This is a genomic window from Nostoc sp. DSM 114161 (assembly GCF_052692665.1).
Genome location: NZ_CP195141.1, coordinates 5,688,884 through 5,702,498 on the forward strand (window position 1 = coordinate 5,688,884; position 13,615 = coordinate 5,702,498).

Annotated in this window: 12 protein-coding genes; 8 read left to right on the forward strand and 4 right to left on the reverse strand. The window is 40.6% G+C overall.

The window, feature by feature from the left end; all coding sequences use genetic code 11:
- Positions 1 to 18 precede the first annotated feature (18 nt).
- Complete coding sequence (gene bchH, locus NSTC745_RS24130) at positions 19 to 3,723, reverse strand: magnesium chelatase subunit H (RefSeq protein ID WP_445633222.1); 3,705 nt, start codon at positions 3,721 to 3,723, stop codon at positions 19 to 21.
- 593 nt (positions 3,724 to 4,316) lie between these two features.
- On the opposite strand from bchH, the gene NSTC745_RS24135 reads away from it, so the two are divergent.
- Positions 4,317 to 5,258 (forward strand): N-acetylmuramoyl-L-alanine amidase, encoded by a 942-nt coding sequence (locus tag NSTC745_RS24135; RefSeq protein ID WP_445633223.1) that lies wholly within the window; start codon positions 4,317 to 4,319, stop codon positions 5,256 to 5,258.
- Between the two features lie 135 nt (positions 5,259 to 5,393).
- On the opposite strand, the gene NSTC745_RS24140 is transcribed toward NSTC745_RS24135, so the two are convergent.
- Entirely contained in the window at positions 5,394 to 5,978 is a 585-nt protein-coding gene (locus NSTC745_RS24140) for a hypothetical protein (RefSeq protein ID WP_445633224.1), read from the reverse strand.
- A gap of 525 nt (positions 5,979 to 6,503) precedes the next feature.
- Between NSTC745_RS24140 and NSTC745_RS24145 the strand changes: the two genes are divergently transcribed.
- Together NSTC745_RS24145 and hpsP are read left to right on the forward strand one after the other, a co-directional pair.
- Positions 6,504 to 6,812 (forward strand): hypothetical protein, encoded by a 309-nt coding sequence (locus NSTC745_RS24145; protein ID WP_445633225.1) that lies wholly within the window; start codon positions 6,504 to 6,506, stop codon positions 6,810 to 6,812.
- 274 nt (positions 6,813 to 7,086) lie between these two features.
- Positions 7,087 to 8,277: a hormogonium polysaccharide biosynthesis glycosyltransferase HpsP gene (gene hpsP, locus NSTC745_RS24150; protein ID WP_445633226.1), complete on the forward strand. Its 1,191-nt coding sequence runs from the start codon at positions 7,087 to 7,089 to the stop codon at positions 8,275 to 8,277.
- Here the strand turns inward: hpsP and NSTC745_RS24155 are convergent.
- Positions 8,274 to 8,990: a hypothetical protein gene (locus NSTC745_RS24155; protein WP_445633227.1), complete on the reverse strand. Its 717-nt coding sequence runs from the start codon at positions 8,988 to 8,990 to the stop codon at positions 8,274 to 8,276. The two genes, hpsP and NSTC745_RS24155, sit on opposite strands and share 4 nt — an antisense overlap.
- Positions 8,991 to 9,294: 304 nt before the next feature.
- Here NSTC745_RS24155 and NSTC745_RS24160 point away from each other — a divergent pair, with 304 nt between their 5' ends.
- Both NSTC745_RS24160 and NSTC745_RS24165 read left to right on the forward strand, forming a co-directional pair.
- The gene (locus tag NSTC745_RS24160) at positions 9,295 to 9,933 is read left to right on the forward strand and encodes a peroxiredoxin (protein WP_445633228.1); all 639 of its coding nucleotides are present in this window, start codon (positions 9,295 to 9,297) and stop codon (positions 9,931 to 9,933) included.
- A 118-nt stretch (positions 9,934 to 10,051) separates the two neighbouring features.
- Positions 10,052 to 10,636, forward strand: a complete 585-nt coding sequence (locus NSTC745_RS24165; protein WP_445633229.1) for a Uma2 family endonuclease — start codon at positions 10,052 to 10,054, stop codon at positions 10,634 to 10,636.
- 112 nt (positions 10,637 to 10,748) lie between these two features.
- Here the strand turns inward: NSTC745_RS24165 and pirA are convergent, their stop codons facing one another.
- Positions 10,749 to 10,904 (reverse strand): arginine synthesis PII-interacting regulator PirA, encoded by a 156-nt coding sequence (gene pirA / locus NSTC745_RS24170; protein ID WP_445633230.1) that lies wholly within the window; start codon positions 10,902 to 10,904, stop codon positions 10,749 to 10,751.
- 124 nt (positions 10,905 to 11,028) lie between these two features.
- Between pirA and NSTC745_RS24175 the strand changes: the two genes are divergently transcribed.
- The 3 genes from NSTC745_RS24175 (at position 11,029) to NSTC745_RS24185 (ending at position 13,452) form a co-directional block, all read left to right on the forward strand.
- Positions 11,029 to 11,814, forward strand: a complete 786-nt coding sequence (locus tag NSTC745_RS24175; protein ID WP_445633231.1) for an SAM hydrolase/SAM-dependent halogenase family protein — start codon at positions 11,029 to 11,031, stop codon at positions 11,812 to 11,814.
- 292 nt (positions 11,815 to 12,106) lie between these two features.
- Positions 12,107 to 12,763: a DUF2301 domain-containing membrane protein gene (locus NSTC745_RS24180; RefSeq protein WP_445633232.1), complete on the forward strand. Its 657-nt coding sequence runs from the start codon at positions 12,107 to 12,109 to the stop codon at positions 12,761 to 12,763.
- Positions 12,763 to 13,452: a YdcF family protein gene (locus NSTC745_RS24185; RefSeq protein WP_445633233.1), complete on the forward strand. Its 690-nt coding sequence runs from the start codon at positions 12,763 to 12,765 to the stop codon at positions 13,450 to 13,452. The genes NSTC745_RS24180 and NSTC745_RS24185 overlap by 1 nt, the downstream gene beginning before the upstream one ends.
- Positions 13,453 to 13,615 lie beyond the last annotated feature (163 nt).

Genomic DNA, 13,615 nt, shown 5'->3' on the forward strand with positions numbered 1-13,615 from the left:
TTTATAACATCGTATTTTCTAAACTGTAACACCCTCTAGCTCTTCATCTGTCAACTCATACAATTGGCGCAATTTATCTAACTTATCATCATCAGCTTGCCAGAAACCGCGCCCATGTGCCTCTAACATTCTGCCTACAATATTGCGAAAAGCTTCAGGATTTGCCTTGCGTAATTTCTCTGCCATTTCTGCATCTAAAGCATAGGTATCAGCGGCTTGGTCATAAACCCAATTATCAGTAAAATCGGCAGTACCGCCCCAACCAATTAACGCTGTCATCCGTTGAGAAATTTCAAATGCGCCACCCGAACCTTGGTTCGCCATTGCTTCGGCCCATTTAGGATTTACTAATTTGCTGCGATATTCAATTCTGAGTAAATCGTCTAAATTGCGGGGTGTGGTATCTTTCGAGAAACTCTCTACAAAACTGGTTGTAACTTTTTTACCGCGTTGTTTTTCTGCTGCCTTTTTCAAGCCGCCAGTATTAGCATAATATTCCTGAATATCAGTTAAACCATATTCTACAGAATCGATTTCTTGAACAATGCGATCGCTTGTTTTCAACAACGTATTCAAAACTTCCGGTCTAGCCTGACCTTTATCTTCTCTACCATAGCTAAAAACATTCCGACTTTGCCAAGTATTACCCAATTCTTCGCCAGATTCCCAGTTACCATCAACAACTTTATCATTCACCAAAGAACCAAAATCACCCGCCGGATTAGAAAACAATCTTGCCGATGCATTTTCTACACCTTGCGCCTTCAAAGCTAAAGCATGTTTTCTAATAAAATTCCGATCTTCCGGTTCATCAACATCAGCCGCCCGTTGAAACAAATCATCCAACAATTCGATGATATTCACAAAACTATCGCGGAAAATTCCCGATAGATTTCCCAACACATCAATCCGGGGATGTCCAACCTCTGCCAAAGGTTTTAATTCATAACGAACAATTCTACCAGTTCCTTCCTTAACAGGTTCAGCCCCCACCAATTCCAAAAGAATCCCCAAAGATTCACCCTTAGTTTTAATTGCATCCAATCCCCATAACATCACCGCCACAGTTTCCGGATATTTTCCATATTCTTCCAAATGCTGGGCAATAATTTTTCTACCAATTTCCCGTCCCCGTTCGTAAGCCCCAGGTGAAGGCATTCTATAAGGATCTAAAGCGTGAATATTTCTTCCAGTTGGCAATACGCCAACCCCATCCCGCAACAAATCACCACCAGGTGCAGGCGGAATATATTCCCCATTTAACCCCCTCAACAAATTCGTTAATTCATCCGTAGATTGCATCAACAAGTCTTTGATTAATTTTTGTTCTACTTCTCTGTTTTCTTGGTGCTTTTGCAGTTCTTCTCCAAAATAAGCTTCCAAATACGAAGCTAATTCTTCCTCATTCGGCTGTTGTCCCAAAATATGCAACCCCGAAGAAAACAACCGATTTTCTAAAATCTGTAAATACTCATACAATTCCACCAAATAATTATCAAAAGCATGATTGCTAAACATCCGAATATTTTCTGGAGTAAATGAAATACCCAACTTTTTGGCATCTTCAAACGGACAATCTGCATCTAAACCCGTATCCACAATTTTTTTACAAATAGCTTCCTTCAGTGCATAATTCTTTTGTGGATCTTCCCGATATTCCGAAATTAAATCTCGCAATGCTACCAATTCCTTATACAAACCTGCACGTCCATAAGGCGGTACATTATGGGAAATTAACACGCCATAACCGCGGCGTTTTGCCAAAATCGACTCAGAAGGATTATTCGCCGCATATATATATAGATTTGGCAAATCTGCTAACAAAATATCCGACCAAGAATAACCAGTATTTCCTAAAGGAGAACCAGGCAACCATTCCACGGTACCATGCATTCCAAAGTGAACTATAGCATCAGCTTGAAATTCATTTTGCAACCATTTATAGTAAGCAGCATACTGGGGATGCGGCGTTAAATCTCGTTCAAACATTAAGCGCATGGGGTCGCCTTGTATTCCCAAAGGTGGTTGTACGCCTATCCATACATTTCCTAATTGCACACCACCAATTTGGAATTCATTACCATAAGTTTTAATACCAGTTCCTGTGAGAGATTTCCATTGTTTTTCGATGCGAGATGTTCGCAGATATCCCAGCCATTTTTCTAATGTGCGGACGTTGACAGACGCGGGGACGCGGGGATAGGGAGATGCGGGGAGGTTATTTTGGTCGTTTAAAGATTCATCTGCTTGTTTCACCCAGCGAATTAATTCTTCCCCATCTTCTGGTAAATCTCCGACTGTGTAACCTTGGTCTTTGAGTGCAGAAAGAAACTTCAAAAGACTACGCGGAACATTTAATAATGCAGCTGTGCCCACAGCACCGTAACCTGGGGGGAAGCCATATAAAATAATTGCAATCTTGCGTTCCGATGCAGGTTTTTGTCGTAAAGCCACCCAACTTTTGACTCTACCAATTAATCGCTGCACCCGTTCGGGAACTAAATAAATATTTTCGCCCACTAAACCGCCAAGGGGAACGGTATCAATGGCGCCATCCAATTCTGGTAAAGCGTACAATACGACACTTTGCAAGCCGCCGATACCTTGACGCGTCCACGAGTAAATATCTTGAATTAATAGTGGCGCTGCAACAATATAAGGTACATTCTTCGCAATCAGGATGCGCTTTGCTACTTCCACCTGACGCCCTGCTTCCATTGAACCAGCAGGCCCGCCCACTAGAGGAAAGCCAATTGTAGAAACGATCGCATCTACCTTCACTGCTTGAGTTGAAAGTGAGGGAGTCTCAATATTACCTAATTTTCGTTGCCCAATTTCGTAGTCTGTAGTCATCCAATCTCTTACCGCCACATGTCCTTCCACGCCGTTGATGAAAATCGGCAAAGGAATTAACCCAGCTGCTTCAAAATGCCGAATCAGTTGGGGAATATAAGGTTGTTTGGTAACGACGTGTTTGCGATAAAGAAGAATGCCTATAACTGGAGACTGGGAAATTTTTTCCATGCCCCATGCCCTTTGCCCCATGCCCTCTTTTTGATACCATTCCAAATATTCACGCGGCGATACAAAAAACCCTGAATAATCCGGATGAAGTAACCCCATATTCGGCGTTTCCACTGGCGGCGGAATATCGCCGACTTTTAAACCTAAGTATTTTTCTGCCAGCGTCCAGAATAATGAAGCGACGTTTTCTGAACCGCCAGCATTCCAGTAACCATAGATAATTAACCAGTTGCGTAAGTCTTGGACTTTTTGTACTGGCACGTATTTGAGGAGTTTCGGCCCAATTTTTAAGAAGCTGATGTAACCTGCGAGTTTGTCTTCTTCCCGTCCGTTGCTGAATTTGTCGAGGATGAATTTAACTGGTTTGGGCATTCCCTTGGGTTTATCGCCAATGGCAAAATCACCCAGCTTGGTTAAACTCATCAATTCCAAGGCTGACTCAAACACCAAGCGGATGGGAATTTGGGCAATGCGATCGCGCAACCAAACAACTTGGTCATAATCAAATAGTAAGCTGCCGAAAAACACATCCGCGCCATCGAGTGCTGCTTCTACTTCTTGGCGTTTGCTTGTAAGATCGCGATCGCTAAATACCCGAATATCCAACTGCGGACAGCCAGAGTTAGCCAAAAAAGCCGCTTTTCTATACAAGTCAGCGTTAAACGATTCAAACCCAGCAACCAAGACGATGCGTTTCATGCCCGTAAGTTACGAAATATTTCTTCACTTAAATTTTAAACGTGCTTTCAAGCTGATTGTTAAATATCTACCGACAGGTTCAGGTTAGTAGAATTCTGGCAAGTCTCAACAGATAACCTTTGTGCGTAAGTCTTGACTCTATAACTATTACGAAAGTATAAAATCGATCGCAGAAAGCCTCCTACCCTCTGCCTCCCCTGCCCCCCTGCCTCCCCTGCCTCCCCTGCCCCCCTGCCCCCCTGCCCCCTTCAACATAGCTTTCTACTTTTACCAAGCGTTATTATCTGAATAATGGGGGTAATTGCTGCATTTAATTTTATTGCAAGAATTACTCGGTTATTCTCGATTTTGATAAATTATGAGGGTTGTGTTTTTGGTAGCAATTTTTCTTTGTGCGATCGCAGGATTTTACCGCAAAAAAATTTCTGATTCTACTTGGCATAAAAATAAATTTGTTTGCTAGCGTACTAATGCTTAAAATAATGCGATCGTTGTCAAAAAATACTTTACAAATTAAGTATAAACAAAATTTTCTCTTTATAATTTTAAGAGTTTTGGACTAGTGTAAAAAGAAGTCACTTGAGGATGAAATCATGAAATTTGGAATTGATAGCGGGCACAATTGTCCACCAGATACGGGAGCTAGAGGAATCAAAATTGAAGATAATTTAACTCTGGATGTCGGTAATAGAGTTATAACCAAGTTAAGAGCTTTAGGGCATGAAGTTGTAGTATGTAAGCCGAGTAGTGCAAGTACAGTAAGAGAATCTCTATCAAAAAGATGTGCTACAGCGAATGGCAGTAGAGTAGATGTTTATGTCTCAATTCATTTTAATTCTTTCAACGGGCAAGCTAATGGCACAGAAGTATTTGCTACTAGCGATGCAGGTAGAAAAATCGCCAAACCTGTATTAGATGAAATTGTGAAATTGGGATTTTTTAATCGTGGTGTTAAGAGTGGTTCCCACTTGTTTGTCCTCAAGAATACGGATATGCCCGCGATTCTGGTAGAAGGTTGCTTTATTGATTCAGCAAAAGATATGAATCTTTATAATCCAGAAGCAATGGCAAATGCGATCGTCAAAGGTTTAACTGGTAAAGTGCCAAGTAACCCAGTTCCCCCAGTGCCAGACGAAGAAGAAAATGTAGATGATACTATTAAGAGGCTGCAACAAGCTCTAAATCGACTAAAAATAACTGATGCAAATGGTAAAGCATTAGTAGAAGATGGTATCAGCGGGGCTAATACAAAATCTGCCACACAAAAATTCCAGAATATTATCGGAGTGCAGCCGACTGGAATTGCTGACAAAACTACATGGAATGCCATCAATGTAATTTTGGCAAAACGAATCATCCGACTAAACCATGCTGGAGGTGAAGTTATCAAATACTTGCAATACCGTGTAGGTATTGAAATTGATGGCGTTTACGGGCCGCAAACCGAGGCTGCAATCAAGAACTTTCAAAGGCAAAATGGTTTGGATGCCGATGGCATTGTTGGGCCTGCTAGTTGGCAGAAATTGATTGGTTAGACTAAAGCTGTTTGAAGTTTAAAGTATGAAGGATGAGACAGCAGACACAAGGCGATCGATAAGAAATGAAACACAAATAAGACTTGATGTTTTGTAGTTCATACTTCATACTTCAAGCTTCAGCCTTTAGTCGGATTAGCCACGATTTCGTTCTAGCAGTAGCATCATCATCAAACTTAACAAAATTTGCTGCTCTTGGCGATCGCTCAGTTCATCCACAGCTTTGATGATAAATTTTCTAGAGAGGAAAGTAGGAATTTTCTCCAAACGCATCACAACCGTGCCATCATCTCGGCTGACTAAGTAGACTGGATTAAAAACATAACCAGTGAACATGCCCACAACTGGGATTTCTGCGAAGAGGGCATCAGCAATTTTCACCCACGGATTTTTCTCCTGGATGTTCAAAGTACTAGTGTCGCCATCAAAAATGTCATAACGCGCACGCCAAAGAGATTTTAATCCGCGTCGTTTTACTGAACCAATGTAATTACCGTTGCTATCCGTAAAGTCATAGCGTGCTGAGAAGTCAATAATGCGATCTGCTTTGATGTAATATCTAGGGCGAGTTTGCTCAGCATCAGCAAAGATTGTAATTGCTTCCTTGAGCTTGAAGAGTTTCTGTTTGACATAGAAAGCCAAATTCCCTTGAGCATCAACAACAGACATTTGTGGTGCAAATGCCCAGAGTTTAAAGGTGAGTTCCAGAGGATACTGCATAGTTTTGGGTAAAAAAAGAAAATTATCACCCTATTAATCCCAATTGTATGGAAAAAGTAACATTAACCCTCTTAATGGAACAGAGAACAGGGAACCTTATATTACACTTAAAAATTAATAAAAATTAGTAAATAACCAGGGCGTAGGAAACCACCTATGCTGCTGACAGAAATTTGTTCAACTTGACAAGGTTTACGTTTGATGTGTATCAATCGCCCTCGATCGCAGATAATTCCCTATCGCTCTGGTGCTTTTTTGGCGGTGAAGTTTCGCCAAAAGTAAAAAAGTAAAGGGCTTTACAAGCCTATAACAGTTTTTTCTTGTTTATTGTATAATGGTACACATTTTGGCTTTTTGAATTTTTGATTGCGTTAAGTAGGGTAGCACAGCTAGCTCTATTACCGACTATGTGTTGCATCCACATCAGAACTACTTACTTAGTCTGGTATTCCTCTCGTCTTCAGCGATCGATAATCTTCAGTTACAATCAAAGTCGAGTAAACTAAAAATTATCTGAATTTGAGCATGAGTCTAAGTGAGATCGGACAAAAGATAGCTGGATTTATAAAAATTGTATCTATCGTTTTAATTACTAGCGCAATAGGATTGGAATTAGGCAAAATTTTGGGTGTATTAAATATTAATGAAATTCCTAATAATCTCACTCCAATTCTTGGCATAGCCAGGTTTGCGCTAATAGTTCATCTATTTGAAGGAATAATAGCAGCTATTTATTCTGGCTCAAAAAGTAAACTGCCATTTCAATATGGTATTTATACTTTTTTCGTAGGTACTGTTGGTTTAGTGGAATTATTTAGGGAAGAAAATAGTTAGTTTAAATTGTAGGACTTACGCAAAAAGTCTCTAAAACTCTTATTCTTACTGTAGCCCTACAAGAAAGCAAGCTCCAACGTCTCCTTTAGGAGCCACTGCACTGTGGCGGTACACCACCCCCTACGAATAAAATATAGCAGGGTGGTTTCATACAACGAGAGAAAAAGGCTCTTTAGGGTTCTTATTTTCGATTTATGCAAGAGGTATATTGTTAACTAATAAATGACTAATGATTAATTACTAATGACTAATAACTAATAACTAATAGAAAAAAATGAAGATTTTACAAATTGTTCCCTCAATTTCTCTGATTTATGGCGGCCCCAGTCAAATGGTACTGGGATTAGCTCCAGCGTTGGTAAAAGAGGGAGTAGAAGTTACAATTTTGACAACTGATAGTAATGGCGATACAGGTCAAATACCTTTGGATGTTCCTTTAAATCGCCCAATTAAACAAGATGGTTATGAAATCATTTATTTTCGTTGTGCGCCATTTCGTCGCTACAAATTTTCTCTAGATTTATTAAAGTGGCTAAAACGTCATGGTCAGGAATTTGACATTGCACATATTCATGCTTTATTTTCGCCTATAAGTAGTGCTGCTGCTATTGTCTGTCGCCAGCAAAATCTACCTTATATTTTGCGTCCTTTGGGTACTCTCGATCCGGCTGATTTACGCAAAAAAAAGCAATTAAAACAGATTTATACAGCAATTATAGAACGCCAAAATTTAGCTGGTGCGGCAGCAATTCATTTTACTAGCGAACAAGAAGCTAAAATATCAGAACGATTTGGAGTTTCGACGCCAGATTTGGTAATTCCCTTGGGTGTAAAACAAGAGGGAGTAATAAAAGGAGAGGAGAGAAATATAACACGTCAGCAATTTAATATTGCTGGCGATATACCGTTGGTATTATTTATGTCAAGAATCGACCCAAAAAAGGGGTTAGATTTATTGATTCCGGCGCTAGAAAAATTATTAGCAGATGATTATAAGTTTCATTTTATTTTAGCTGGTACAAATCCTCAAGATCCTGATTACGAAGAAAAGATAAAATCCCAAATTAAAAATTCCCCACTCCGATCGCACACTACAATTACTGGCTTTGTTACTGGTAAATTAAAAGCTAGTTTACTACAAGCTGCTGATTTATTCGTCTTACCTTCCTACTATGAAAATTTTGGCATTGCTGTAGCTGAAGCAATGCTAGCAGGAATACCCGTAGTCATTTCTGACCAAGTGCATATTTGTCAACAAATACGTGATAGTGAGTCGGGTTGGGTGGGTACAACAAATGTCGAAGCGCTGGTGGATTTACTGCAAGTAGCTTTGCAAAATCCTACAGAACGCCAACGACGGGGATTAAATGCCCAAAAACATGCTTATGTAAATTTTAGTTGGGATGCGATCGCTAAGCAAACAATCCAGGCCTATGAGAAAATTTTGGCAAATAAATTAATTTAACCCAACGCAGACAATAGTAATTTTTGCCAAATGGGCGCTAGAATTGCTTTGATGATAATATCTGCAATTACAAAAGTAATTCCAATTAACATATAAGTTTTCGGAAAAGTAGATTTAGGAACTTCGCCTCTAATGCGAGTTAATAAATTTAATCCTAATGCAGCTAAAGCCACCCCAGTTGCAATAAACCCAATTACCCGCACAAGCGACCAAGGATACCACCCTAAAATAGCTGCTAACCAAGGTTTAGCACTCATTTTTACCAATTGTGCAACATAGAAATTCATATAATTTAACATCCAAGTGCCAAAGATTAATGCAGTGCTACTGATGCTAACAACACACAGAATACAAAAAATCCCATACTGCAATAAATGGTTTGGTAAAAACAAACTCAGCGTTCCTTCCATACCTTCGCCTGTGCGAATCCAGTGAAACATTTCCGTAGTGTATGACTCTCCGCGAAGGATGACTTTTGCTGCTGTTTGCGGAGCGATCGCTGTTGCTACAATTACAGCAATACTCTGCAACACTCCCCACAGTAACATCCACCAAAAAGCATTTTTATATTGTTGACGACGCACTTGTAAAAAGAAAATAGGATAGGGGACAGCAGCACCCAAAATCGGCATCAACCACGGAACTCCAAAAATAAAACTTGCAGTTGTGCTGAGGATAACACCGACAGTTAAAAGTAAAAGTATTGCAATCATCGTTGGGAAAAGGGACTGGAGAGTAGCGAGATAGGGAGCAGAGGAGGTAGGGGAGGCAGGGAGCAGGGGAGATGAGGAGATGGGGAAGTGTGGGGAGTGTGGGGGGAAAGATTTCTTCCCCATCCTCCCACACCTCCCACCCTTCCCACACTTTCTGGAAAGCCCTATGCCCATTCTCTGATACGAAAGTCTTAACAACCTAAAATTTTGTTTAAAACCGCTAAAGCCCGATTGGGGAATAGGGGTTTTGTGTCATGATGACAAAGTAGAACACAGATGCTTTTCTAACTACAGGGAATCTCACATGGCTCTCCATTTAGGTGATACAGTACCTAACTTTAAACAAGCCTCAACACACGGCGACATCGATTTTTACGAATGGGCAGGCGACAGCTGGGTTGTGCTGTTCTCTCACCCTGCTGATTTTACACCTGTTTGTACAACAGAACTCGGCACAGTTGCCAAGCTCAAACCAGAATTTGACAAGCGCAATGTCAAAGCGATCGCACTTAGCGTCGATAATGTTGAATCACACAACGGCTGGATAGGAGATATCGAAGAAACTCAAAGCACGACTCTTAACTACCCAATTTTGGCAGATGCCGATCGCCAGGTTTCTGACCTTTATGATATGATTCACCCCAATGCCAACGCAGCTGTAACGGTGCGATCGGTTTTCGTAATTGACCCCAACAAAAAACTCCGTCTCACTTTCACATATCCTCCCAGCACAGGACGCAACTTTGACGAACTTTTGCGGGTTATCGATTCTTTGCAATTGACTGATAAATACAGCGTGGCGACTCCAGCTGACTGGAAAGATGGAGAGGATGTCGTAATTGTCCCCTCACTCAAAGATCCAGAAGTCCTCAAAGAGAAATTCCCCAAAGGCTATGAGGAAGTTAAACCTTATCTGCGCTTAACTCCTCAGCCTAACAAGTAAATCTAAAAATGATTTCTTGCATTAGACGCAAAGCCGCCAACCTAAATCTTGGCGTCTTTGCGTCTTTGCGTGAGAATCAAGTTAGTGGACTCAGCATCGGAACCTGGAGGAAATGCTCATGTTTTCATCCCCTTTGGTTTTGCAAATTCCGTCATCAATGCAAATGACAGACGAACAATTTTTTGAGTTCTGTCAAGTAAATCGCGATTTACGCATTGAGCGCAATAAATTTGGAGAAATATCAATTATGCCACCTACAGGCGGGACAACAGGCAACCGTGGAGGGAACATCTTTGGGCAGCTCTGGGTGTGGTCTGAAGAAGACGGTACAGGTATAACTTTTGACTCTAGTACTGGATTTAAGTTATCAACAGGTGCAAACAGATCGCCCGATGCTTCGTGGATTAAACTAGAACGGTGGAATTCTCTATCTCCAAAACAACAAGAAAAATTTGTTCCTATTTGTCCAGATTTTGTAGTTGAACTCAAATCTCCTAGCGACAACCTCCAAACTTTGAAGGAAAAAATGCAGGAGTATATGAATGAGCCGGGAATACAGTTAGGCTGGTTAATTGATCGTAAGCAACGCAAAGTTTATGTTTATCGCCCTGGATTATCAGAGCAATGTTTGGATAATCCTGCTAGCGTTAGCGGCGACCCCATATTGCCTGGTTTTATTTTAAATATGAGTAAAGTTTGGTAGAAAAATTTCAATTGCAAAGACGCCTATTTATCGCGTCTGGTACCTTGACAGAAAACAAAAAAACCCGCTGTAGCGGGGTACACAACAAAACTATGAACAGTGAAAACTTGATTTAGTTGGAATATTTCATCTCAGCTTCTAGTTGACGAATCAGCTGTTCGTCGCCTTTTGCTCTGGCTACTTGCAAGCGATGTTCTAGGCTTTTTTGAATATTCTCTCTGTGAGCTTCTCTGGCTTTTCTGGCAGCCTGTAATCTACCTTGATTCATAGGAATTACCTCTTAATTTTTGCCTTTATGTCTTCTATTCTTAACATAGCATATATTTTGTAGCTGTTGCTACAGAAATTTTTGAATAAATCTAAATTTTAGTCAAATCATGTCTGAGAATTGGATGGAACGACAACCACTGGTGAGTTTGCTAAGCGATTTTGGCGATCGCGATGTCTATGTGGGGGTGATGAAAGGAGTAATAGCCCAAATTAACTCTCAAATCAGGGTGGTAGACCTGACGCACCAAATTACGCCGCAAGACATAGCCGCAGCCCGATTTTCTTTGATGAACGCTTACCCTTATTTCCCAGTCGGGACAGTGCATGTAGCAGTGGTAGATCCAGGTGTGGGCAGCAGGCGACGGGCGATCGCAGTAGAATTTGCTCAAGGGTTTCTCGTCGGGCCAGATAATGGCATTTTCAGCGGAGTATTAAGCCAAAGTCCGGCGATGGCAGTTGTGGAACTCACAAATCTTAACTTTTGGCGAACTCCTCAACCAAGCAAGACTTTTCATGGTAGAGATATTTTTGCACCAGTGGGAGCTTATCTTGCCAGTGGTGTCCCCCTCAAACAGCTAGGACAAGAAATCGATCCAGCCAGTTTGGTGAAGCTAGATATCGGCGAGTACAAGCAGACAAAAACTGGTGTAGTGGGTTGCATTCAATATATAGATGGCTTTGGTAACTTAGCGAGCAACATTCCTGGAAGTTGCGTTGAAGGTAAAAGCTGGTGCGTCCAGGCTGCTGGGTTGAGTATACCAGGATGTGAAACTTATAGTAATGTCAAGGTGGGAGAGGCGATCGCTTTGGTTGGCAGTCACGGCTGGGTAGAAATTGCCGTCAATAGCGGCAACGCTCGCTTACAGTTACAGCTTAATTTACAAGATGCCGTACGTGTCTTGTTTTGATGACAAAATTATAACTGTTTATTAACTGTTGGCTGTTGACGGTTAACAGTGGTCAGTGTATTCTTGGTGGTTCTGAGAGTTGAAGCAAACTGGCTTTCATCACTCAACTGTCAACACTCAACACTGCGATCGCAGGCTGATGACTAGATTTAAAAATCTAATTATTCATATATCCTAGAGCATACTTTTAGAAATACTCACATTAAATTCGTATCATTGCCGATAATAATAAAAGTACTATTCAGCAATTTACCGTACTACTCACTCAGGAATCATAACTACATTCTTAGCTATGAATACGCAAACACTACCTGCACCACAAGTTTATCAAGGTCAGTTTGGGGAATTTACAATTACTTCACACGATCGCACTGGCGTAATTATTTACCGCGTTGGATTAATGATAGCTGCACTCAGCTTTGCCGTCGGTAGCGGTTTGATTTTGCTTAATAATAACCCGACTGTTCTAAGTGCGCTGACACCTCTATATGCCTGTTTTATTTTGGCTCTCGGTGTAAGTTTATTTACGATTCATATCTACATGATAATACTGCACCGGATGTTGCAAATTTTTTGGGCGATCGGTACTATCGCATCCGCAATTTTAGCACTATCTAATAGTGAACCTTTGGCTGTTACCATTTACAATCAGCCCATTACTTTATTTGGAGTTGGTTTTGTTTTTGTTGCTTTGACAGGTATTTATTTTAAAGAAGCTTTTTGCTTCAATCGCCTGGAAACTAAAGTATTAACTCCAATAGTACCGCTATTATTATTAGGGCATTTGGTAGGAATTTTACCCATTGAATGGGAAGGTATTTTATTAGGAATTTGGGCAACGTTGTTTTTGGTATTTGCTCTGCGAAAGACAGTGCAACCAATTCCTGCCGATATTGGTGATAAGTCTGTATTTACTTACTTGAAAGAACAGCGTCTAGCTAAAGTTTAATGCAGACAAAAAAACGTCGGCGTCAAAAATTTCTAAAAATAAAACTAATAAAACGCCAAGAAATGTGGACACTTACGGCTCCGGGGTGGGCGATTGCAATCACTGTGATTGCTTATTTAATATTTTTCAGTATTACTCATGTACACTCATATCTCGCCGTAACTTCCCCTCTCAAATCAGCAGAAATATTAGTTGTTGAAGGATGGCTGCCAGATTACGCTATAGAAGAAGCGTTGATTGAATTTAAAAACGGTTCTTATCGTCAAATAATTACCACCGGAGGCACATTAGGAAAAGGAACTTATCTTACTGGATACAATAATTTTGCAGAAGTCACAGCCGCCACCTTCAATAAACTCGGTTTAGAAGCAGAAAAAGTAATAGCTGTTCCCACACCTTATGTAGTTAAAGATCGTAGTTACGCCTCTGCTGCCGAATTTTATCGCTGGCTATCCAATTCCAATATAAAAGTAGAATCAATTAATCTTTTTTCCTTGGATGTTCATACTCGTAGGAGTTGGTTAATTTTTCAAAAAATACTTAATCCTGAAATTGAAGTTGGCGTAATCGCTGCCAAAACTCAAGATTACGATCCAGAGAAATGGTGGGGTTCTAGCCAAGGTGTGCGGACTGTTCTTGATGAAACAATTGCTTATATTTATGCGCGGTTTTTGAGTTGGAAAAATTAAAAGTTGTCAGAAGTCAGAATTCAGAAGTCAGAATTCAGGAGTTAGAACTTTAGCCGCTAAAGTTGTGTTTTAGTTCCCTAACCATGCTAAAGCGGGGTTGGGCTATCTGAGTGCGTAGTCTTGATGATATGACTTGAGGCTAAATCCCCCACTTCAGGGATTG

Coding starts and splice junctions, on each gene's coding strand:
- bchH (WP_445633222.1), bottom strand. CDS start 3,723: ATGAAACGCATCGTCTTGGTTGCTGGGTTTGAATCGTTTAACGCTGAC.
- NSTC745_RS24135 (WP_445633223.1), top strand. CDS start 4,317: ATGAAATTTGGAATTGATAGCGGGCACAATTGTCCACCAGATACGGGA.
- NSTC745_RS24140 (WP_445633224.1), bottom strand. CDS start 5,978: ATGCAGTATCCTCTGGAACTCACCTTTAAACTCTGGGCATTTGCACCA.
- NSTC745_RS24145 (WP_445633225.1), top strand. CDS start 6,504: ATGAGTCTAAGTGAGATCGGACAAAAGATAGCTGGATTTATAAAAATT.
- hpsP (WP_445633226.1), top strand. CDS start 7,087: ATGAAGATTTTACAAATTGTTCCCTCAATTTCTCTGATTTATGGCGGC.
- NSTC745_RS24155 (WP_445633227.1), bottom strand. CDS start 8,990: ATGATTGCAATACTTTTACTTTTAACTGTCGGTGTTATCCTCAGCACA.
- NSTC745_RS24160 (WP_445633228.1), top strand. CDS start 9,295: ATGGCTCTCCATTTAGGTGATACAGTACCTAACTTTAAACAAGCCTCA.
- NSTC745_RS24165 (WP_445633229.1), top strand. CDS start 10,052: ATGTTTTCATCCCCTTTGGTTTTGCAAATTCCGTCATCAATGCAAATG.
- pirA (WP_445633230.1), bottom strand. CDS start 10,904: ATGAATCAAGGTAGATTACAGGCTGCCAGAAAAGCCAGAGAAGCTCAC.
- NSTC745_RS24175 (WP_445633231.1), top strand. CDS start 11,029: ATGGAACGACAACCACTGGTGAGTTTGCTAAGCGATTTTGGCGATCGC.
- NSTC745_RS24180 (WP_445633232.1), top strand. CDS start 12,107: ATGAATACGCAAACACTACCTGCACCACAAGTTTATCAAGGTCAGTTT.
- NSTC745_RS24185 (WP_445633233.1), top strand. CDS start 12,763: ATGCAGACAAAAAAACGTCGGCGTCAAAAATTTCTAAAAATAAAACTA.